This is a genomic window from Mesorhizobium sp. M0830 (assembly GCF_040319965.1).
Taxonomy (GTDB): domain Bacteria; phylum Pseudomonadota; class Alphaproteobacteria; order Rhizobiales; family Rhizobiaceae; genus Mesorhizobium.
Map to the genome: position 1 here is coordinate 35,701 of NZ_JAMYOR010000031.1, position 20,581 is coordinate 56,281.

Consider the following 20,581-nt stretch of genomic DNA (forward strand, 5'->3'; position numbering starts at 1 on the left):
GTAGCAAATGGCGCTACTTGCTCGTTCCAACTGACGGGTCGAACGGTAACTTCCACCCTGAGATGCCCTACGCGTCGGGGACCAAGCGTCAGGCTTTCACCACCTAGCTCGTGGATTACCCGAAGCCAGAGCCGAGCCGGATGGCCACGACCTTGATGAAAGCAAGAAAGTTAGCGGCCTCAAAGCGGACCTCTAGCGCAACAAGTCTCATGACCCGGATGATGGGGACCTTACGACCTTGTTGTTAGGCACGGTGGGAGTGGCTGCGATCAGGCATTCGTGGCATTGACTCCCTCGAAAGCGTAGCGCCCACGCGTTTTGCCTTGGGAGATGCCAAATGCGCATGTCCTTGCTGTTCATTTCACTACTGCTTGCACACATCCCGGTTGTGTCGCATGCCGCTGCCATCCACGACGCCGCCATGAAGGGCGATGTCACGGCGATCGCGGCGGCGCTCGATGCAGGGGCCAGCGTCGATGAGAGCGATGGGCACGCGACACCACTTTATCTTGCGGATAGGGACGGGCATTTTGCGGCGGCAAAACTGCTTATGGCGCGCGGTGCCGACGTCAACGCCGTCACGGACTCGCGTTTGGGTCCTGCCCTCATGCCGGCTTTGGCAAAACGCAGGATCGATTTGGTCAATCTGTTGCTGAATGGGGGCGCAAATCCAAATTCGCAGCGCACCCGCGAAACGCCCTCCACATCGCTGTCAGATCCGGTTGTCTCGATTGCGTGAAGGCACTGGTCGAGGCCGGCGCGGACGTGAATGCGGCGACAAAGGATGGCAAGACACCGCTCCATCTGGCAAAATTCACGGGGCAACGCGAAGTCGCTGACTATCTCTTGTCGCACGGCGTTGTCTTGCCAACGCCAGCTCCGATCTCGATGAAGTTGGCTATGGGTTTGGCCAGTTTACAGAGCAGCAGTGCCAGGATGATTTGGTTCTCAGGGACCGGAGGCTTTCAAACGGTGCGGGCTGCACAAGCCAACGCGCTTTGCCCTAGAGACCCTAGAAGCGGAAAAATCTGATTTGGTGCGAGGAATATTTTATCTCGTCTGGTTACATACGAGATGCCGGGTTGGTGATAGGGCGACTAGGGGATGCGGAAGTCGCGCAGATGCGGGAACACGGCTCGTACGGCGCGGATTGCCCGTCGGATAGAAGCTACCCCCTCACTGACCTGCGATTGCCATCCCAAGCCCTACGCCCAAGCCAACATGCGAGGCCGGGGAACAGCTTGCCGGCAAGATCGCGGGGGATCCGTGGTCGATAACCAGGCCAACAACCCGAAAGAGGCGCATCGATCCCTGGCGCTCCTAGCTATCATACCGGCAGCGTGGCCGGGCCATCGTGCGTTCTCTAACCCCTCTAACCTGCCTGCTCCTTTGGAAGGCCGTCAGTCAGATCATAGAAGTCGGATTTCGAGCCGACGAAAATATGTTTGCTAAGCCGAAGGCCGGTCGGCGGGTCGAGAGTACCAGCCGCGACGAAGGTCTGCAGGCCAGGCGCCGCCTTCCAGAACAGGTTGCCGCCGCAGCGCGAGCAGAAGCCGCGTTCGACGTAACGCGACGAGCGGTACCACCTGAGCGTGGACGAGGTCATCAGCATGAGATCGGCCGAGCGGCAGGCCGCCATGGCCGCAAAATTGCCACTTGTTCGCGCGCACTGGGAGCAGTGACAGGCTATCAGCGGGGCAAGCTCGCCTGCGATGTCGTAGCGCACTCCCCCGCATAGGCAATGTCCCGATGACACCTTATCACGTGTTGTTTCCTTCATCGACGGTTCTCACATTCAATTTCGCTAAAATGCAACCAAATCAGCCCGGGCGCCTTGTCTGGCAGTTGGAGGATCGAGTGCATCCGTAACGCCGCAGACCGGCTGAAGTTCATCAAGCCGCAGGAACCGATCCTGGTCGAGACGCCGCCGGTCAGCGACGACTGGCTGCACGAGATAGACGGCTTTCGCACCCAGATCATTCTCGACTGGGCTGGCGCTCGGGCATTCACCCGCGCCGGGATCGATTGGTCCAAGCGCTACTGGCCGATTTGTCGCGGCTGCCGAGAAGCTAAAGGCGAAATCCTTCATCCTCGACGGCGAGAGCGCAAGGCGATCCTGTGGGATTTGATCAAGCCGGCACAAGGCATCATTCAGTACAGCCAACATGTTGAGGGTGGCGGTGCCGAGTTCTTCGAGGCAGCCGAGAAAATGGGCCTCGAAGGTATGGTGTCGAAGCGACGGGAAAGCTCCTACCGCAGCGGCGCCAAGAATGAGGCCTGGCTGAAAATCAAGTGCTGGGACATCGCCGAGTTTGATTTGATTGGCGTGAAGCGACAGGCCGGCAAGTGGACCGAGGGGCTGTTTGCACGGGACGGGAAGTATGTTGGCAAGGCTGTGATCGCCACGACCAAACAATCAAGGACCGGCTACGGAAACGTGTGCAGCAGGCCCGCAGCAGCCCAGCAGGAGGGCCTGCCGAGTGCGGTAGTCACTCCGGACGTCGAATGGGTCAAGCCCATCAAGGCGAGCGTCAGGACGCTACGCGGTGAGCGCAAGCTGCGCCATGCGTCGGTGCAGAATTTCAGGGAAGAGTCCTAAAAACGGTCTTGGCGGTTCGCTGGATACAGGAATATAATCCTCCAGTTGCGGCGCCCATTCAACGGAGATCGCCAATGGCCGGGACCAAATTATCCAAGCACCTTTCACAAGCCGAGATTGACCACTTTTTGGCCGAGGCAGAACGGCTGCATAAGAGCATCGTCCAGCTGCGTCTGTCGCCAAGCAGCGAGCATTACCGCTCGCTGCAAAACACGCATGAGGCGCTGTTGAAGACGGTCAAGGATATCACCGGCAAGGATGCGTCGTTCATTAGGTGGCACGGTACAGGACCGGTGCAGCCAACACCGGGCAAACCGGCTTGACGGAACATTAGCGACCTCTAACTATTTGTGCAGTGGCAGACGATGCTCACCCCATCGCTGCTGATGATCGGGACGACCTTCACCGGCTCCTGATCGGCCCGCGCCTCCCGCAAGTGGCGCGGGCTTTGCGTGCACAGAGACAACGGCGAGAAAGTGCGGGTCGTGGAAATCACGCCGGAGCCGAGGAGCGCGAGCTAGGTCAAAGGGAGGAACACAAATGGCCGCCTATCTGATCGCGGATGTAGACATAAAAGACGCTGCCTTATTCGAGGAATATCGGCGGGACGTTCCGGCCACCGAAGAGCGCTACGGTGGGCGATACCTGGGTCGTGGTGGTGCGACCAAGGTTCTGGAAGGTGATTGGGATCCACACCGACTGGTCATTGTTGAATTCCCCGACATGGCGTCATTGATGGGCTGGTACAATTCTCCTGAATATGCCCGGCTGATCGAGATCCGCAAACGTTCCGCAAATACCAGGATCATTGCGTTAGAAGGGATTGCTACGCCTGCGGCGTGACCATGTGGGCGGCCAGCGGGCCCGACGACCGTTGGGCATCCTCAGCGTCGTTTCTTCCACAGCCTCACCCCCGGCTCCGCCGCCATTCTCGGCGATGAACTCGATGCTGGCAGATTCGAGGGCGCGGCACACGGCCTCGACGTTATTGACCATCCCGACTGCAGGACCGTCGCTGCCTTCCATTCGTTTGATGGTCGGCACCGAGACTTTCGATCGCTCGGCTAGTTCTGGTTGGGTGAACCCAGCCAAGGTTCGAGCTGCTGCGATCTGTCCGCCTGTCGGCTTATCCATTCGGCAAGCCGATTGCGACTTGGAGGAAACGGCCGACGATGAGGAGCCTGTCGTGCCGGCCATGTCGCTCAGTGCGTGAAAACCGGAGGGCACGAGCTGACGTTGGGTGGCTCAATTGGCGCGCAACCTCTGTTCCTGGGATGCGCTCCATTACGACAAAGTGCCGAACGGTGCGGACAGGCTAGGAGAAGGCGGCGGTCGTGCCCGGAAAAGAAGCTTCGATCCTGATCGTCGGCGCGGGCCCAACGGGGCTGACAGCGGCGCTGGAGCTTGCGCGAAGAGGCGCCCATCCCCGCGTCATAGACAAGAAGGACGGACCTACGCCGCTCAGCAAGGCCGTCGGCATCAGTTCACATAGCCTGGATGTTCTCGAAGCGGCGGGGGTGAGCAGCAAGCTGCTCGCAGAGGGGCTCAAGGTGCGTCACGCGCATTTCCATGCAGGAACCCGTGAGCTCGTCACAATCGAGGCGGCGATGGAGCATCACCGATGCGGAGATCGCGTCCGCCCTACGAGGTGGACGCGGCACAGGCTTTCCTGCATCGAGACGGGGACGTCGGCTTCATCATACCGATCGGCGGCAACCGCTTTCGCGCGGTCTCAAACACACCTGACGCGCTGGCGCATGTGCCGGGCAGGTATAGCGTGTCGCAGCTGCTGCGGACCGATCATTTCCACATTCCGGCAAAACAGGCGTCCCGCTATCAAACCGCCCGCGTCTTCCTCGGCGGCGATGCCGCGCATGCGCACTCGCGCTTGGCGCGCGCGGTATGAATCTCGGTATTGAGGATACAGCTTGCTTCGCCCGGCGTTTCAACGATGGCACGCTTGCAGGCTACACGGACGAGCGTCGACCGGTGGGAGGTCGCTGGATCGATTTGAGCGAACGTATTCTGTCCACGGCGCAGTCGACCAACAGCTTCGTCCAGACATGCAGGAATCTCGTCATGTTGACGATCGGTTCCTTCCCCATTCTGCAAAAGCCTCTGCTCGAGCGCGTAGCCGGATTGAAGGAATAGATTTCAAACGAGCAACTGCTCGATCCTGATCGGCAGGTCGCGGACGCGCTTGCGTCCACTTGAATGCTGAAGATGGTCGTTTATTTGCTCGTCGCCTCTGCCGTATTCCCCAGCACTTTCTGCTGAACCCGCTAACGAACTCGTCCAGAATCCGGCCATAAGACGGTCGCCTGGGATGTGAAGCGATCTCCGAGAGCCTTGTCCCGGAACCATTCTTGCCCGGACCAGTTTTGGCAACGACTATCGTGTTCAACGCGTCCGAAACTGCGGCGTTCGGTCGACGATTGCCCCGGAGGCTCGCGGACCGCGAAGCAAGGCGTATGGGACCAAGCAAGCTGGGTTGCAGATCACACCAGCGAATAATCCGAAAAGCGGAGTTTGAAGTTTGGCACAGCCGGCGGTTCTATCTCTGGGTAGCATTAATGCCGACCTGAGGTTCGAGGTCGACAAGCCGTTCAGCAGTGACGCGACCGTCAGAGCATCCGGATTTTCTCGAAAGAGCGGCGGAAAGGCTGCCAATGTGGCTTATTTTACGCAGCGGCTCGGATTTCCAACAAAGCTTCTCGGCCAAGTCGGAGACGACGATCTCGCGACGGTGGCCATTGGTCCGTTCATGCAAGAGAATCTCGATTTGGAGGCTGTCTTTGTCGCTCCAAATTCGATGACAGGCATAGCGGTCGTCGTCGTTCCAGCAGATGGCAACAAGTCAATCCTTTCAGTCGCAAACGCCAATATGAACTGGCAAACTCCCGCTGTCGAAAAAGTAGTGCAGGCAATCGACAACGCCCCAGCATCCTCCGTCCTGATCGCCGATTTCGAGGTTCCTCGCATTGTGCTTGAGGCCGCATTTAAAGCTGCGGAAAGGCGCGGCTTCAGGATCATCGTCGACCCAACATTTGCCGATCAAATCGAGAAGACCGATCTAAAACGCTTCTATGCGGTGTCGCCCAACCAAAAGGAAGCAGCGGATGTTTTAGGAATTAAAGTGGCCAATGAAAGTCAGGCCAGCCAGGCGGCAACCGAATTCAACGCCCTGGGGGTTGAAATTGCATGCGTTAAGCTCTCCGACGGTGGCTGCATCCTCGGTGAGAGGAATGAGACGACCGCAATACGAGCGCCCGCTGTCGATGTCGTGGACAAGACGGGGGCCGGCGATGCCTTTATTGCCGCGTTCGCTGCCGCGACCCTGGAGGACAAATCGGCATATGAAGCCGCCTGCTGGGGCGTTGCGGCTTCAACCTTCTCGGTTGGTCGGAAGGGCACGCAGGCGTCTTATCCCAAACGGTCGCAGTTCGATCAGATGCTCGCTTCTGTATTGAAGAAGAATGGCCGGTGACACGGCGGACCGTTCGGCTTGGCGCTCTGCCGGGAGATGGTGACCGACACTGAGCTCTGTGAACGCTCCAGCCAAAAGCGCCGCCCGTCGATTTTTTGGCGCCACTACAACTCTGATACGGTCTTAGCCATTTCTCTCCAAACTTCCATGGAGGCGACCATGGCCAGGAACAGAAAGATTACCACTGGCGCAAACGACGGCCCGCGAGATGCCTCGATAGGTTTGCCCAATGGCAGTTCGTAACCCGTTCACCGATAAGGATCAGATGGAGCGGGTCCGCAAGACACAGGCGCGCGAGCCGCAAAAGAAGGGCAAAAACCGGCCGTCCGCGAATTGAAAGCCAAGCCGCACATCTTCGCAGAGGCTGGGATCGTCGGCACATTTCGGCACGCCCGAATGTGCCGACCCCTGCCCGGCGGCGAGCACGCAATAACCGATCTCTCGATCAGTTTCCAAATCCCCTCGACGCGGGCAATTGCGCGGGTTCCGACACGCTCCCTTTCCAGGGAAGCTCGCTAACTGAAACCGGAACAGAACGTTTTCTCCGCCCCGCCGTTTTCGCAGTTGGAGACGTGCGGCCGCACGGACGTAAACAGGATTGTGGATTGAGGATGACAAGCAATACATGCCCGGACGGGCCAAAAGGAATTGTGATCGCATGCTCCGCGCCAGGCAGCGAAGCTCTCTTCGCCCATGAACGGCACGCGATCAATGCGGTCGCCCGCCAGATCGCTGTACTCAAAGGGTTTGCATTCGAGGGCGATCTTAGCGCGTTCAAGTTGGACGGAGAATACTTGTACTACGTCCCGGACGACAGCCTGCTTCTCGCCGATGCGAGTCGAATGGGGATCGCAGGACCAAAAGACTTTTTTGGCGGCGTGCTTCCGTCGCGGCTGGCAATGACCAAAGTCATCACGCATGACGTGATCGGCGCGTCCGCATTTCGGCCTGATGACTGGCCAGCGGAATTCCCTGAACGGGTCAGCGGTGCGGTTTTGCCGGGTTACAGCACATTCTCCCGAACGGACACTTTGCAAGCGGCGGATCGGCTCCTGCGGCAAGGACCAGTTCGTCTTAAGCCTCCGCTTGCATCGCGCGGACGCGAACAACAGATCGCTTCTTCCGTGTCGGAAGTCGAAGCTTTCCTGGAACGCTATCAAGCCTCAAATCTAGAAAAAAACGGACTCGTTCTAGAGACGAATCTAGCTGACATCGCCACGCTAAGCGTTGGAATCGCGGATGTAGGCGAGATCGCCATTGCGTACGTCGGCACGCAGAGAATAACGGCGGATAATGCGGGACAACCCGTTTATGGCGGGTCCGATATCATCGCCGTACGCGGGGGATGGGAGGCACTCGCAGGCCTCAGTCTTTCATCTACTTCAGCGCTGGCGGTCGCGCAGGCGAGAACATACGACGCAGCGATGACCGAGTGTCCCGGATTTTTCGCATCGCGGCGCAACTATGACATCGGCCAAGGGACCGACTGGTCTGGGAAGTGGAAGTCGGGAGTGCTCGAAGCCTGCTGGCGGATCGGCGGCAGTAGCACCGCCGAACTTGCGGCCATGAATGTCATGCAACAGCACCCCGATGTCGAGTTCGTATGCGCTTCGGCGGTCAAAGCTTTTGGCATGAAGTGTCAGCCGCCGGCCAACGCTACCGTGCATTTTCAAGGAGAGGATCCCGATGAGGGTGCCATCACGCGCTACACGGCGGTTACGCGGATATCACGGAAGACCGCTTAGCGACGATCACGGGAGTGATTGACGAACTCGAAAGACAGGCCGCCGAAAACCCGTCGAAGCTCAAGGTTCGAAAAAAGGGCGGCAAGACGATCATCGATGGCGAAGTCGAGTTGGATGGGCTGGTGGTCGTCGGTGCTACGGCAGGCGGCCCTTAGACCTGGTCGTCTCATTCGGCTTGCCTGGAATCAAGGAACATGGGGAGGAGTCTTTTGTTCGGGAGTTACAGGAACCGAATTGATGGAGCGACTGAAAATGAGACAAGATATTGTGGCTGGCGCGAAGTTCCCCGACTACGTTCTACCCGACCACACCAAGACGCCACGGCGGCTGTCGGACCTGCAGGGCGACCAGCTGATGATCGTGATGCTGACGCGTGGATTCTTCTGCCCGAAAGACCGGCAGCAAGTGCTCGAACTGGTGCGGTTTCACCCGCAATTGGTCGTCGGCTACACCCAGCTCGTCACGATCACCACGGACGATTGGCATACAACCAACAATTACCGCCAGCAGACCTCGGCGCCTTGGCCCTTTCTGTATGACGAGGAACGGCTCGTGCAGAAGGACCTGGACATCAAGGAATACACCGACACCACGCACGACGTGATGGTCCCGCACACCATCGTGCTGGGGCGAGAGCTCGAAGTCTTCAAGGTCTACAACGGTTATTACTACTGGGGCCGCCCCTCCACCGCCGAATTGCACATAGAGCTGCGCGAACTGGCGCGAAGAACCTACCGCGACTGGGACATCACCGAACCCGAGCTGCGGGAGAAATGGAACAAAGGCGATAAATCCGACTTCTACCCCTATGGCGGGAATTCCATCTCTATGGCGACACTCATGCTCCAGATGGCCGGAGCGGTCGACCAATATGCCGGCCGGGCAAAGAGAAGCTGAACGGATGAAGCCTGCATCGCTGGCGGCGGTCTTCTCGCAGTGACGCTCTTCGTCCAGCCACGCTTGCTAAACGAACCCTTTTCCGATCCGGGCGTGCTACTGGATTTTCGCTTCGGCAACAGGGCCTTGCTGTTCGATCTCGGAGATCTTTCGACCCTTTCGCCGCGTGAAATCCTGCGGATCTCGCATGTCTTCGTGACGCATATGCATATGGATCACTTCAGCGGTTTCGATCGCCTGCTCAGGCTGTCGCTTTACCGGGACAGACGCGTCCATATCGTCGGACCGCCCGGTCTGACTGACGCCGTCGAGGCCAAGTTGCGGGCTTACACCTGGAACCTGCTGGACGAGCGGTCCCATGATTTGGAGATCGCCGCCTCCGACTGGGCGGAGGGAGGCTTCATTACCGAGGCCGTCTTCAGGGCGCGTAACGCTTTTGTTCGCGAAAACCAGCAGCCGTCGGAAGCGCGGCTTCCGCTCGACGACCCGGAATTCAAGGTCGTTGCGGTCACGCTTGATCATGGCATTCCTTGCCTGGCCTTCGCATTCCAGGAGAAAATCAGGGTCAACGTTCACAAGGCGCGTCTCGACGAGCTCCGCCTTCCAGTTGGTCCCTGGCTGGCCGAAGCCAAACGGGCCGTTCGCAGCGGTGCCGGGCCTGCAACCGAGTTCATGCCCACCAAGGACAGGAAGGTAGTTCTGGGAGAACTGCTGCAAAGCCAAGCGCTCGTTTGCGCGCCGGGCCAGCGCATTGCCTATGCCACTGACCTGGCCTTCCATTCCTTGAACATAACCCGGCTTTGCAGCTTGGCGTGCGGCGCCGATCAACTCTTTATCGAAGGTGGATTCTTGCAGGAGGATCGGGCACTCGCCGCTTCAAAGAAGCACCTGACAGCAGTGCAGGCGGGCGAGATCGCCCGCCTGGCGGCAGTGGACTTCGCTCACCAGATGCATTTCTCGCCGCGCTATCTCGGACGGGAGGACGAACTGCGGGCCGAATTCGAGCTTGCGTTCCACGGCCGCTCGGTTGCGCGTGGATAGTAAATGCTGCGGAACATTCACGCGGCGAGAGGGTTCTGGAAATATCAGGATCCCAGGAGGAAATCATGGCTACGAATCTCAAAGACGGCAAGACCGCAAAATCTTCCCAAGGGGCGCACGGAGGCAACCGTGCAGGCAATCAGGACAAACGCGACGAACAGCCGAAGAAAAGCAGCCAGGCGGCCGGCAAAGACCCGCGCCGCGGCAAGGATTGAACCACGCTATTCCCGTTTTTTCGCGTGCCCGCAGGTGGTGTAGCTTGGCGGCAGCGAAGCCGCTGGCGAGAGCGGTCTCGATAGCGCTGTAGCGAGCGAGCGGCTTTGCGGTGGTCATCGACAATTCGCCGGCAAGGCCAGGTTGCTGACACCTTCCTGATTCGAAGGACCATCGATGACTGACGACATGATGAACCTGCGCGCGCTCGAGCTGGAGGCTGGGGCCGCCATCGGCGCCCGCCTATGGCGAGAAGAACCCGTTGTCGCGAGCGCGACTGGGAGATGCGGGCCAGACCGTCGATGGAGAAGGCCGCCCGTTGCGAGGAACCGGTGCCGTCGAAGCGCAATATCGCTCCCTGCTTCGGCTGGTGTGATCGATCGACCTGACCCCAACGAACTCCTGCTGCAGAAGGAACCGAAGCGGCGCGGCATCGTTGATCCTCAAGATCAAGTCGCGGACGGGGCTTCAAGTCGGTTGATGATCTTGATGCTTCCGATGGACCGATTTTATGGCTGGCAGCGCCATCGAGCCGGCGAACTCGGGCTCGCCATCGCAGACTCTGGCGCCATCCCCTGTGGAGACACAACTGGCGCTTGGAGACATGGCTCGCGCAAACGCTGGCCGTCGCCTTTGTGTCATCGCCGTAGCGGTTCCGCTCCTGTTCATGATCAGCGGGCTTGTCATTCGGTATGCTGCATTCCATTCAGTCTCGGCAGTACCAGGCTTCGAAGCTTATGCGCGTGCGCTCTGCAGGTGGGATTGCGCGTGGTATGTGGACATTTCCGAACACGGCTACGAGCGTTTTCCCATTCCAGGCCAAAGCAACGTCGGACGCTGGGGCTTCTTTCCATTGTATCCCATGCTCGTGACGACTCTTCGGTTTGCTTTCCCTTTTCCCACGATTCTGATCGCGACGATCACCTCGATTGCCTGCAGCTACGCCGCCTGTCTTGTGGCATGGCCACTGCTGGAGAAGAACATGCGCGCTTATACACTGTATTGCGCTTTCCTGCTTAGCGGCCCGTTCTCCTTCCACTTCACCACGTTCCTTACCGAACCTCTTTTCGTGCTCCTGACTTCGTGCGTCTTTTTGGCACTCAAGCGCTCCAACTACCTGGCCGCTGGCGTTTCATGCGCTTTGCTGTCGGCAACGAGGGTGGTCGGGGTCCTTGCTGTGTTTGCAACCGTTATCCAAATGTTCGAGCAGCACCGCCAGCAGGGCGGGTCGGCGGTGTCTTTCCCGCGATGGGTGCTTGGTCGCCCGGATATGCTCGTAGCTATCTTCATCTCGCCCGCCGGCTTGTTTGCTTACATGCTCTTTTTGTATCTCACTGTCGGGGACGGGTTTGCGTTCTTGCACGTCCAGCGCGCGTTTGGACGGGTTGCTGGCGATCCGCTCCTTTTTCTATGGGACGGTCTCTCTGCTGTTCCGACAAAAGGATGGCTGCCCACGGCGCCGCAATGGAGCGCGCTCGCAGCGATTATAGGGCTGACCCTATCGGTCGTTCTGGCGGCTCGCAGGCGATATGGCGCTGCGCTCTTCTGTGCGAGCAGCATCATCCTGCCGTTGATCACCAACCTGGCTTCCATGATCAGATACGTCATTGGGCTTGCGCCGCTGATGATGTTGATTGCCGAGCTGCTGTCCGTATCGAAGCTGACCTATCTCGTGACTTTGGCTCTTTTCCTGAGCGCATGTTATTTCATGACTGTGGCATGGATTGGAGGCTATCTTGCCCTGGTCTGACGGCCTGTCATCCTATGGCCGTGCTGCCTCGACTGGCGGCTACGCGCTGGCGGTGGTTTTGGCCGTGTCCGAGATCATCATCCTCGCACTCGCTCTCAATCCAGATGTCAACGCTGATTATCGGGCCTATTACATTGATCGCACGACGACGTGCCTCAATCGCGATGCGGTTGGCAGCTACACTCCTGGGCAGACAGTATCTTTCCGGTCCGACGGTGCCAAACAAGCAGCCGGCATGATGGTCTGCGGTTGGTCGGAGCCGGTAGCCGACGGAACCCATTCGCTCGGCGAGACCTCTCGGCTGAGGCTGGAAATACCTTCGCTTCGCGACGGGTTTACAGCCACGCTACAAATGTCTGCCGTCATTCGTCCACCACAAACCATACAAAGGGTAATGATCTCGGTGAACGGAGTTCGGGTACACGAGGTAACACTGTCGAGCCAAGACCCGACGACGATCTCGTTCGCGATCCCGCACGCAGCATTTGCCAGCGCAAAGGTACTCGAAGTGACTTTCGACTATCGCGACGGGATTCCGCCAAGCCCCGCCGCCAGCAAGATCTACAAACGCGCCATTAAATTGGTGTCGTTCCGGCTGGACGCCGGCTAGAGCACTTCACTTTTCCGCTGAAACGGCGAAGTGCCCTAGCTCTTTGTATTGACGCAATTCCGGACGGAAAGCCGCTTCACAACTTTCTGGAGTTGCCCTAGTTCAGCGGCAGCAACAGTTCCGTGCTCGCCTCATGTGCCTGCACCTCCGGGATGGAGGAGAGCCGGCGTTGGCAATAGATCGGGAAGTCGCGTGCCTCCCCGCAGTTGGCCAATAGTCAAGCGATAGAGGTAGAGCGCGGCGGGCTCGAGATCGTTTTTTAGCGCAGCACCGCGCAGCATCCGGCGGGATCACGCCAGCTTTCATTAGCGCGTCATTCGCCTCGATCGACTGATCGGTCTGGGACGGCGGCTCCCTTTCGGAACGGAAGACCATGAAAGTAGAGCTTGTCAGCGGCGACGAGCCATTCGCTTTGGGCCAGGCCCTGAACCGCCGGAAGGTGTCTTCGGGCGTCACCCGGTCCCCGCGATACTCGACCACCACCACCGGCGTAGGCGGCACATCACGGATCGTCGTGGTCAAAGATTATCTGCATGGGCTCGTTGCTTGCGTTGTCGAGGGGCCCCGAAAGCCATAAGCCACGACCCACAGCTGGGAGATATTCGGAGCGACGAAGGCGATTGCCCGAACCGTCGCCGAGAGGCGCGGGCGAACAGATCGGGCGCATCGTAACCTGCATCCATGGCTATGTCCGTGACGCTGTGGGCGTCCATGTCGGCGAGCCGGTACGAAGCGCGCCAAGGCCAGCTCATCGTCCAGATGCTGGTCAATGTGAGCACCCGCAGGTTTCAAGTGCCGCCTTCATTGCCTCTCTTCCTGCGTGGTGACACCAGCCAGGCCCTCCCGGGCATGGCGCTCGACCGATCCTGCGATTTGGATGGTTCTTCAACATGTGCTGCCAGCAACGGCTTGAAGGCAAAGCGATCGACGGTTGAACGGAGCCCGGCATCATCCAATCGTAAGTGGAAGCCGTGCTTCAGCAAGCGGCTTTGGAGCAGTTCATCGTTTCCGTGAAACGGTGAACTGTTTTGGAACGAATCTTTCTGGCCGATCACGCGTCAACCATCGCCGGACTGATCGGGAATGTGTTCTGCAAAGACCCATCGGTGGAGCACGACGAAATTGATCGCGGGCACAAGCAAGCAGGTAATCGTGATGGGAAAGATGAGCGGCAGGCCCAGCTTCGCCGTCAAGAGCGCCGGCGCGCCATAGGCGATGGCCAAGCCGATCGCCGCCAGCAAGAGAAAACGCGGAGCCTCTGATCTATGCAAACCGCGCGACATGAAGGTTACTGACCTGTGCGCGAGATAGGAAAACAAGGCTGCGGCTGCGTATGCTGCAAGGGACGCTTGAACGGGGCTGAAGCCGAACCGTTCCGATTTGACTAAGACATCCGCCAAGGCGGCATACAGGATTGTGGCGGCGACGCCGACCAGGCCGAAGCGCGCCAGAAGCTTCAGGACGGTGCCAGCGGCAGGCCGAAATTCAGACACGGGCACTACACGCATACTGGGCGCCAAGCGGCAGCGGCGCGAGGGCACGCTCAACCTTTCTGGCGAATCTGCCGGCCGACGGGAGCAGCAGGAAATGCTCCGATCGAACCTCCCTGAAGCCTGCCTGTCGAAAGAGGGCCGCTGCTTTGACCGCGTTGAGCAGGACCGCGTCTTGGTCAAACGGACATCGGAGCACCGCCAGGCGCGTCAGCGGATTATAGGGATTGTGCTCGATGATGCAGGCGACGCCGCCTTGCCGCACGACGCGTCGCATCTCGCGAAAAAAATCGAGCCAGGATGCGGGCGAAACATGATGAACAACACAACTGGCAAAAGCCAGGTCGAACACGCAGTCGTCATAAGGCAGGGCCGTCGTGGTGCATGTCCTATAGACGACGCCCGGATTGTCCTCGCTGGCGCGCTGGATCGACTCTTGCGAGACGTCGCAGCCATCCAGGCGCTCGAAAGCGCCGTCTAGATAAGGATGGAGCGAACCGACACCGCAGCCCACATCAAGCGCCCGCAGCATGGCTCCCCGTCGACGAAGTCCTCGCTCGGCGACTAGGCGTCGCAGCAGGTCGGCCTTAGCGACCAAAAAGAATGCGTGCTTGAGTCCGGAAAAGCGGATCGACGCATCGATCGTCTCTCCATAACTGGATCTATAGCTGTCGAAGAGTTCGGACACTGGGAGCGGCTCCGTTCTTAGGCTTGCGAAACGATCTCCGGCTCCCACCAGCGATGGCACGCACCGGCTCGTCGAAACCGGTAAGCCGATCGATCACGTAAAGAGGGCGGCGTTTCACTTCGGCGTGGATGCTACCGACATAGAGGCCGACCACGCCGGTCATGAAAAGATTGATGCCGCACAGGAACGATACGATCACAACGGTGGACGTCCAGCCGGCAATGACGCCGGTTTCAAAAATCCAGGCGAAGACGGCATAAGCGCCAAAGGCCAGCGCAAGTGCAGAAATGGCCGATCCGCCCCAAAGCGCAAAGTGAAGCGGCTTTTCCGAGAAGCTGACAACGGCGTGGATGGCAAGGTGCATCATCTTCCAGAAAGGGTATTTGGTCTGGCCGATGGTCCTCGGGGGGCGTTCGAATGGCACCCCCGCTTGTTTGAATCCCATCCAGCCGAACATGCCCCTGACGAAGCGATCGTGTTCAGGCATGTGTCTGAAGACATCCAGCGCATGGCGGCCGACCAGGCGGAAGTCCCCGACGTTGCGCGGGATGTTGACCGGCGTCATCTTCTCCAGGAAACGGTAGAAAAGATCGGCGCTAAGCCGCTTGAACCAGGATTCGCCCTCGCGCTTGACACGGCGGGCGTAGACGATCTCGAAACCTTCCTTCCACTTTGCCACGAGATCAAGAACGACCTCCGGTGGATCTTGCAGGTCGGCATCCATGACGATGACGGCATCCCCCGCAGCAGCATCCATGCCAGCCGTGATCGCAATCTGGTGTCCGAAATTACGGGAAAGTTCGATAAGCCGGAAGCGAGGTTCGGCGGTGACCACCTGCCGAAGGTATTTGACGCTGCCGTCATGGCTACCGTCATCGACAAAAATCGCCTCGGTCTCTCCGTCCAGCCGACTGATCAGTGACCTGATCCGTTCGATCAGTCGCGGCAGCACTTGTTCTTCATTATATATCGGCAGGACCAGCGAGTAGCGCGGCGACGCGTTCACTCCCGTCCCGACGCTTTGGATCACAGAGGCTCGCATGCGGATGAAAATGAAACGCCCGCACCAAAGTTCCATAAGGCTTAGCTAATTTAGAAAATTTTAGATATGGCGAGTCGGGGGGAAAGACAGGCGCGTTGCTGCGACCTGCTCAAAACTCAATAGTCGATATCTGCAGCCTCGTCGCGACCGCGAACCGCCTGAGGCAACCACAAAATCTTTAATCCGCGAGACCGCCGTCGCGATGTTCAACGGCATGAATGATCGCTTCATAAACGCTCCCGATCTCTTCATCGATCTCCTGAATTGGGATGCCTTCGATGGCGGCCGCCCGCAGGGCCTGGTCGGCCATATCGGTCACAAGCCGGCCCGGGTCGTCGGTTGGCCCTTCCGGCATATGTTCGGAAATCCATTTGTATAGAAAGTCGGCACCGCGGGTGCTCATGGCCGTTTCTGGATAAGGACCTCTGCCGATACAAACCTAGGATGGGTAACAGACAATGTCAGGCCTTTCGAAATAGCCTCGGGCGCGAGGTGACGTCTCACCCTCTTCGGCTTGCATGCTTACCCTGTGTTCGTTGACGGGCGTTCCGCGCTTCCAGCCGATATAGAGGAGAGCAGGCGGCAGCGAAGGAAAGTGGCGAGGATCGCGGCTTTTCGCGCATTCAGCGGCACCGCGATGGAATAATCGCGGTGCCGCGCAGAGCTAGCAGTTCGCGTCAGTCTGCGGATCGCACGCCTTGTTTTTTTGCTTCTGTGGCTTGGGCTTGGCCGCCTGCTCGGGCTCGGCTTGCTTCTGCTCGGCAGCGGGCTGCTCCTTGGCCTTCGGCTTCTGAGGCTTGGCCGGCTGTTCCGGCTGGGCCTGCTGCTGCTCGGCGGCGGGCTGCTTCTTGACCTTCGGCTTCTCAGGCTTGGCCGCTTGCTCTGGCTCGGCCTGCTGCTGCTCGGCGGCGGGCTGCTTCTTGGCCTTCGGCTTCTCAGGCTTGGCCGCTTGCTCTGGCTCGGCCTGCTGCGGCTCGGCGGCCGGCTGCTTCTTGGCCTTCGGCTTCTCAGGCTTGGCCGCCTGCTCTGGCTCGGCCTGCTGCTGCTCGGCGGCGGGCTGCTTCTTGCCCTTCGGCTTCTCAGGCTTGGCCGCTTGCTCTGGCTCGGCCTGCTGCGGCTCGGCGGCGGGCTGCTTCTTGGCCTTCGGCTTCTCAGGCTTGGCCGCCTTGCCGGGCTCGGCCTGCTGCTCGGCCGCGGGCTGCTCCTGGGTTGTCGGCTTCTCAGGCTTGGCCGCCTGTTCCGGCTGGGCCTGTTCGGTCTTTGCTGCGCCTTCGGTCGGCTTCGATTTCCGGCTAGCCTGAACCTGCTTCACCTCCTCGATGTCTTTGAGCTTGGCTGGTTTGGCCTTGGGGTCGGCTTTCACCTCACCTTCAAAGACCGCGACCGTATCGTTTTCCAATTTGCCGGACTGCTCGGGTGCTTCGGTCTTGCTGACCTTGACGGCAGTCACCTTCTGGTTCGTCTCCTTTTCGATCACATCAACATCAACGACTTTGTTGATCACCACGTTGTTCTGGATCGTCACGTCGCCGGCCGGCTCGGCCGCCTCGACAATGCGCACAAATTCCGGCTCATCACGGATAACGACGACAGAAATGTCCGCAGCAAGGAATTCGCGGGTAGGGACCACAACCCAGTAAAAATCCGGCGTCGCGTCGAAGGTCACCTCGATTGAAATCAGATCCGGATCGCGGCGCGGCGGCAGCGGAGCCCAAATGATGTGCTCCCTTTCACGACGCCAACTCACCCATGCTGGCGCCCAACGAGTCCCCGGAACCCAGTACCAACCGATATCGTCGGCATAGCCCCACCGGCCGTAATGGTACGTCGCCCAACCGAATGGCTCGTCGGATACCCAGAGCCAGCCATACTGCTCGGTATAGACCCAGTGTCCAAGGGTATACGGACGCCAATCGTCACGTACATGAACCGGCACGAAAACGGTCGCACCGTGGTACGAAACCCAATCACCATAGGAAGACAAGTCTTGGTAGAATGTGCTGATCGAAACGGTGGCAGCCCTTGCCTCGGACACAAGCAACAATGGCGTAATCGGGTTTGGAATCTCGACGACCGTGAGTAGACAGGCGGCTACGCCGCTCAGCATCAGTCGAACCGCATTTTGGGCAAGGACGCGTTTCATCCCGTTTCCTCCGAAACAGATCGCCCTTCGTCTTAGAAACTCGCCGGCTGTCGGATTGTTCCACCTTGCTAGCGTCGCCCGCATTGGCTCACGCAGCGGCTTTGGCATCGCACAATGATAAGGATCAAACGTCAGAGTTGCTTCATGAGGGCACCAGGTGACCAGGGCATCGGCCGCCGATTTCAAGCAGTTGCGAAATATCGAGCGCCCCTCCGGAGCCGCATGAAGAAGCGGCGCGGGAACACTGCGCTACCTTCTCATGGGAACTTCCGGCTCAATCGGCCCCACTTGGGCCGGTCCACGGAACTCGATCCCATAGCCGCCCCCGAGTTCCGCCACTTTGGTTATAGAGGCTAGGCGAGCACCGCCTCCGGGCCGGCGGATGGCGCCTTGGCGTAAACCACCCAGCGCTTCTTCCGGACCGGCGACAGGTGGCGCAGGAATGCCCGCCGTTCCGCGAGATGAGCAATTGCGCCGAAGAAGGCGAGCCGGCTAACGTCGTGCAGCGCGACCAACCGGGAGAGGAACAGGCGGCGAACAGCTTGCCGAGCACGCGCACCGAATGCGAAGCTTGGCGAAGAGTTTGACAGCGCAGATCAGCGCAAGATGTCCGACAGGCTCTCGGGCTTCTTCTCGCCAAGCGACAGATCAAGGCCCGACAGTAGTTCGACGAGATGGCTTCGCATCAGGTCGGACGCGTTTTGTGCGTCGTGCTTTTCGATGGCATCGACGAGGGCGTGATGGGCGTGGCTTTCGCAGGTGGTGTCGCGGCGGCGCCAGTAGAGCGCGATGATCAGCGACGACCGCGACAGCAGGTCTTTGACGAAGCCGGTCAGGATAGAATGGCCGGCGATTTCGGCGATGCCGATATGGAATTTTGCCGACAGCATAATAGCGTCGCTGTCGCGGCCGGCATGCAGGGCCTCGTGCTCTTTTTCGAGATGAAGCCGCAGTTGCGCGACCTCGGCCGGCTTTGCCACTTCGGCGGCAAGCGCCGCGACTTTTGGCTCGATCAGCGCCCGCGCTTCGAACACCTCGCGCGCTTCCTGCTTGGTCGGCTGGGCGACGAACGCGCCGCGGTTCGGCTCGAGCCGAGCCAAGCGGTCATGCGACAGCGCCTGCAGCGCCGCGCGTATTACCGCGCGGCTCACCGAATAGATCGAGGCGAGTTCGTCCTCGGGCAGTTTTGTGCCCGGTGCGATGCGGTGGCTGACGATGGCGTCGCGCAGGCCGGCATAGACCGGAAACCAGCGCATCGTCGGCTTGTCGCCATCCCGTGGCTTTGGCCCAAGCAGGTCCATCGTCTCATTGTCCCGGCGGCCGGATCGCATAGCGGCGCGAACACCGCGTTTCCGGCCGCACATCAAACATCCTGTGTGGGAATGTCAACAATTTTGCACGCATCAGGATGCACGGCCGGTGGGCGAAAAGGGCGCAAAGATTCCGGCGAAGGATTTTTCGAGTGGAACCTGGTAGCCGCCGCGCTTTGAGGTCGACAGGCCAAGGCCGACGAGGCTCTCGCAGAGTTTTACTGCGCAGGCGACGCCGTCGATCACGGGAAGGCTATGTTCGCGGCTGAGCGCGGCAGCGAGGTCGGCCATGCCGGCGCATCCCAGCACAATCGCTTCGGCCCGGTCGTCGCGGATGGCGCGCTCGATCTCCTCCGAAATTCGATGGCGGGCGTTGGAGCCGGGCATTTCGAGCTCCAGAACGGGAACGTCGCTGGCTCGTACCCTGGCGCAGCGGCTGGCGAGGCCGTAGCGCACCAGATTGTGCTCGATCGCCGGCACCGAACGCGACAGCGTCGTCACCACGCTGAACTTGCCGGCAATCAGGCTCGCCATGTGAAACGCCGCTTCGCCGATGCCGATCACCGGCATCTCGCCAACGCAGCGTACTGCGTCGAGGCCGGTGTCGTCGAAGCAAGCGATGACGCAGGCGCTCGACGCCGGATGTCTCTGGATCTCGCCGATCATTCCCGGGATGGCGAAGACCTCGTCGAAATAGCCTTCGATGCTCGGCGGCCCATCCTTCGGATTGGTCGCGATGATCCTGGTGCCGGCCGAAGCCGCGCCGCGTGCCGCCTCGCCGATCTTCTCGGTCATGGACGCAGTGGTGTTGGGATTGACGACGAGTATGTCCATTTGCCCCTTCATATTTCGCCGCCGAGATAGAGTTTCTTGACCCGATCGTCGGCAAGCAGCTCAGCCGAATCTCCGGCCAGCGCGATCGTTCCGGTCGTCAGTGCGTAGGCGCGCTGCGAGATGCGCAGCGCCATGCGCGAATTCTGCTCGACCAGCAGCACGCTGACCTTTTCGTCGCGGTTGATCGCGACGATCGAGCGGGCGATGTCCTGCACGAGCTTCGGCGCGACGCCGAGCGAGGGTTCGTCGAGCAAGAGCAGCTTCGGCTTGGCCATCAGCGCCCGCCCGATCACCAGCATCTGCTGTTCGCCGCCGCTCATCGTGCCCGCGGTCTGCGAATAGCGTTCCTTCAGGCGCGGAAAACGCCCGAGCACCATCTCCAGCGTCGTGGCGATGTCGGCCTTGTTGGTGCGGGTGAATGCGCCCATCATCAGATTGTCGCGCACGGTCATGTAGGAAAAGACGCGCCGGCCCTCCGGCACCATAGCGATGCCCATCCTGACCAGCTCGTCAGGCCGCGTTTGGTCGATGCGGCGGCCCTGGAAATGAATCTCGCCGCTACGGACTTTTTTCAGGCCGGTAATGGCGCGCAGGATTGACGATTTGCCCGCACCGTTCGCGCCGATCAGCGCTACCGTCTCGCCCTCGTTGACGCTCAGCGACACGCCCTTCAGCGCATAGACGTGGTCGTAGTAGAGTTCGACATTGGAGACGCTCAGCAGTTCGCTCATG

General features: G+C 59.8%; 25 protein-coding genes and 3 pseudogenes. 16 read left to right on the forward strand and 12 right to left on the reverse strand.

The annotated features are described in order from the left end of the window. Positions 1–343 precede the first annotated feature (343 nt). Together NKI20_RS18965 and NKI20_RS18970 are read left to right on the forward strand one after the other, a co-directional pair. On the forward strand, positions 344–739 hold the full coding sequence (locus NKI20_RS18965) for an ankyrin repeat domain-containing protein (RefSeq protein ID WP_352832999.1): 396 nt from the start codon (positions 344–346) through the stop codon (positions 737–739). Then, the gene (locus tag NKI20_RS18970; protein ID WP_352833062.1) at positions 706–1,032 is read left to right on the forward strand and encodes an ankyrin repeat domain-containing protein; all 327 of its coding nucleotides are present in this window, start codon (positions 706–708) and stop codon (positions 1,030–1,032) included. The genes NKI20_RS18965 and NKI20_RS18970 overlap by 34 nt, the downstream gene beginning before the upstream one ends. 340 nt (positions 1,033–1,372) lie before the next feature. Here the strand turns inward: NKI20_RS18970 and NKI20_RS18975 are convergent, their stop codons facing one another. Beyond that, positions 1,373–1,780: a GFA family protein gene (locus NKI20_RS18975; RefSeq protein ID WP_352833002.1), complete on the reverse strand. Its 408-nt coding sequence runs from the start codon at positions 1,778–1,780 to the stop codon at positions 1,373–1,375. 54 nt (positions 1,781–1,834) lie between these two features. On the opposite strand from NKI20_RS18975, the gene NKI20_RS18980 reads away from it, so the two are divergent. The 14 genes and pseudogenes from NKI20_RS18980 to NKI20_RS19050 all read left to right on the forward strand — a co-directional run bounded on the left by NKI20_RS18980 (position 1,835) and on the right by NKI20_RS19050 (position 12,342). Continuing rightward, the gene (locus NKI20_RS18980) at positions 1,835–2,599 is read left to right on the forward strand and encodes an ATP-dependent DNA ligase (RefSeq protein ID WP_352833005.1); all 765 of its coding nucleotides are present in this window, start codon (positions 1,835–1,837) and stop codon (positions 2,597–2,599) included. A gap of 74 nt (positions 2,600–2,673) precedes the next feature. Then, on the forward strand, positions 2,674–2,922 hold the full coding sequence (locus NKI20_RS18985; protein WP_352731574.1) for a hypothetical protein: 249 nt from the start codon (positions 2,674–2,676) through the stop codon (positions 2,920–2,922). Positions 2,923–3,139: 217 nt separating this feature from the next. After that, the gene (locus NKI20_RS18990; RefSeq protein WP_023759977.1) at positions 3,140–3,442 is read left to right on the forward strand and encodes a DUF1330 domain-containing protein; all 303 of its coding nucleotides are present in this window, start codon (positions 3,140–3,142) and stop codon (positions 3,440–3,442) included. Between the two features lie 491 nt (positions 3,443–3,933). Further along, positions 3,934–4,140 (forward strand): annotated as a pseudogene (locus NKI20_RS19000) (FAD-dependent oxidoreductase); the annotation flags it as partial. An 80-nt stretch (positions 4,141–4,220) separates the two neighbouring features. Continuing rightward, positions 4,221–4,505 (forward strand): FAD-dependent monooxygenase, encoded by a 285-nt coding sequence (locus NKI20_RS19005; RefSeq protein WP_352833010.1) that lies wholly within the window; start codon positions 4,221–4,223, stop codon positions 4,503–4,505. Then, a complete protein-coding gene (locus NKI20_RS19010) occupies positions 4,502–4,750 on the forward strand; it encodes an FAD-dependent monooxygenase family protein (protein ID WP_352833013.1) in 249 nt (82 codons plus the stop codon). Before NKI20_RS19005 ends, NKI20_RS19010 begins: the two co-directional genes overlap by 4 nt. 385 nt (positions 4,751–5,135) lie before the next feature. Continuing rightward, entirely contained in the window at positions 5,136–6,086 is a 951-nt protein-coding gene (locus NKI20_RS19015) for a PfkB family carbohydrate kinase (RefSeq protein WP_352833016.1), read from the forward strand. Between the two features lie 611 nt (positions 6,087–6,697). Then, positions 6,698–7,831 carry a DUF3182 family protein gene (locus NKI20_RS19020; protein ID WP_352833018.1) on the forward strand — a complete coding sequence of 378 codons (1,134 nt, stop codon included), beginning with the start codon at positions 6,698–6,700 and terminating at the stop codon, positions 7,829–7,831. A gap of 14 nt (positions 7,832–7,845) precedes the next feature. Beyond that, on the forward strand, positions 7,846–7,986 hold the full coding sequence (locus tag NKI20_RS19025; RefSeq protein WP_352604605.1) for a hypothetical protein: 141 nt from the start codon (positions 7,846–7,848) through the stop codon (positions 7,984–7,986). A gap of 82 nt (positions 7,987–8,068) precedes the next feature. Further along, a complete protein-coding gene (locus NKI20_RS19030) occupies positions 8,069–8,728 on the forward strand; it encodes a redoxin domain-containing protein (RefSeq protein ID WP_352833021.1) in 660 nt (219 codons plus the stop codon). A gap of 39 nt (positions 8,729–8,767) precedes the next feature. Then, a complete protein-coding gene (locus NKI20_RS19035) occupies positions 8,768–9,769 on the forward strand; it encodes a ribonuclease Z (RefSeq protein ID WP_352833024.1) in 1,002 nt (333 codons plus the stop codon). Between the two features lie 65 nt (positions 9,770–9,834). Next, a complete protein-coding gene (locus NKI20_RS19040) occupies positions 9,835–9,984 on the forward strand; it encodes a hypothetical protein (protein ID WP_352486220.1) in 150 nt (49 codons plus the stop codon). A 509-nt stretch (positions 9,985–10,493) separates the two neighbouring features. Next, entirely contained in the window at positions 10,494–11,732 is a 1,239-nt protein-coding gene (locus tag NKI20_RS19045; protein WP_352833026.1) for a putative hexosyltransferase, read from the forward strand. Beyond that, complete coding sequence (locus NKI20_RS19050) at positions 11,719–12,342, forward strand: hypothetical protein (protein ID WP_352833029.1); 624 nt, start codon at positions 11,719–11,721, stop codon at positions 12,340–12,342. Before NKI20_RS19045 ends, NKI20_RS19050 begins: the two co-directional genes overlap by 14 nt. Before the next feature lie 97 nt (positions 12,343–12,439). Here NKI20_RS19050 and NKI20_RS19055 read toward each other — a convergent pair. The 11 genes and pseudogenes from NKI20_RS19055 to NKI20_RS19105 form a co-directional block, all read right to left on the reverse strand. After that, positions 12,440–13,079, reverse strand: a pseudogene (locus tag NKI20_RS19055) (AraC family transcriptional regulator); the annotation flags it as partial. A 51-nt stretch (positions 13,080–13,130) separates the two neighbouring features. Beyond that, positions 13,131–13,397 carry a hypothetical protein gene (locus NKI20_RS19060; RefSeq protein ID WP_352731551.1) on the reverse strand — a complete coding sequence of 89 codons (267 nt, stop codon included), beginning with the start codon at positions 13,395–13,397 and terminating at the stop codon, positions 13,131–13,133. Between the two features lie 3 nt (positions 13,398–13,400). Then, complete coding sequence (locus NKI20_RS19065; protein WP_352833033.1) at positions 13,401–13,862, reverse strand: GtrA family protein; 462 nt, start codon at positions 13,860–13,862, stop codon at positions 13,401–13,403. Beyond that, positions 13,828–14,520, reverse strand: coding sequence for a class I SAM-dependent methyltransferase (locus NKI20_RS19070; protein ID WP_352833035.1), 693 nt, complete (start codon positions 14,518–14,520; stop codon positions 13,828–13,830). Before NKI20_RS19070 ends, NKI20_RS19065 begins: the two co-directional genes overlap by 35 nt. Beyond that, positions 14,495–15,562: a glycosyltransferase family 2 protein gene (locus tag NKI20_RS19075; RefSeq protein ID WP_352833065.1), complete on the reverse strand. Its 1,068-nt coding sequence runs from the start codon at positions 15,560–15,562 to the stop codon at positions 14,495–14,497. The genes NKI20_RS19070 and NKI20_RS19075 overlap by 26 nt, the downstream gene beginning before the upstream one ends. A gap of 178 nt (positions 15,563–15,740) precedes the next feature. Continuing rightward, the gene (locus tag NKI20_RS19080) at positions 15,741–15,965 is read right to left on the reverse strand and encodes a DUF768 domain-containing protein (RefSeq protein ID WP_352833038.1); all 225 of its coding nucleotides are present in this window, start codon (positions 15,963–15,965) and stop codon (positions 15,741–15,743) included. A 261-nt stretch (positions 15,966–16,226) separates the two neighbouring features. Continuing rightward, positions 16,227–17,705 carry a DUF6600 domain-containing protein gene (locus tag NKI20_RS19085; RefSeq protein WP_352833040.1) on the reverse strand — a complete coding sequence of 493 codons (1,479 nt, stop codon included), beginning with the start codon at positions 17,703–17,705 and terminating at the stop codon, positions 16,227–16,229. 356 nt (positions 17,706–18,061) lie between these two features. Beyond that, a pseudogene (locus NKI20_RS19090) lies at positions 18,062–18,264 on the reverse strand (IS91 family transposase); the annotation flags it as partial. A gap of 37 nt (positions 18,265–18,301) precedes the next feature. Continuing rightward, the gene (locus NKI20_RS19095) at positions 18,302–19,006 is read right to left on the reverse strand and encodes a GntR family transcriptional regulator (protein WP_023759958.1); all 705 of its coding nucleotides are present in this window, start codon (positions 19,004–19,006) and stop codon (positions 18,302–18,304) included. Between the two features lie 102 nt (positions 19,007–19,108). Then, entirely contained in the window at positions 19,109–19,849 is a 741-nt protein-coding gene (locus tag NKI20_RS19100) for an aspartate/glutamate racemase family protein (protein ID WP_352833043.1), read from the reverse strand. Positions 19,850–19,857: 8 nt separating this feature from the next. Continuing rightward, complete coding sequence (locus NKI20_RS19105) at positions 19,858–20,580, reverse strand: ABC transporter ATP-binding protein (RefSeq protein ID WP_352833045.1); 723 nt, start codon at positions 20,578–20,580, stop codon at positions 19,858–19,860. Position 20,581: the final 1 nt, after the last annotated feature.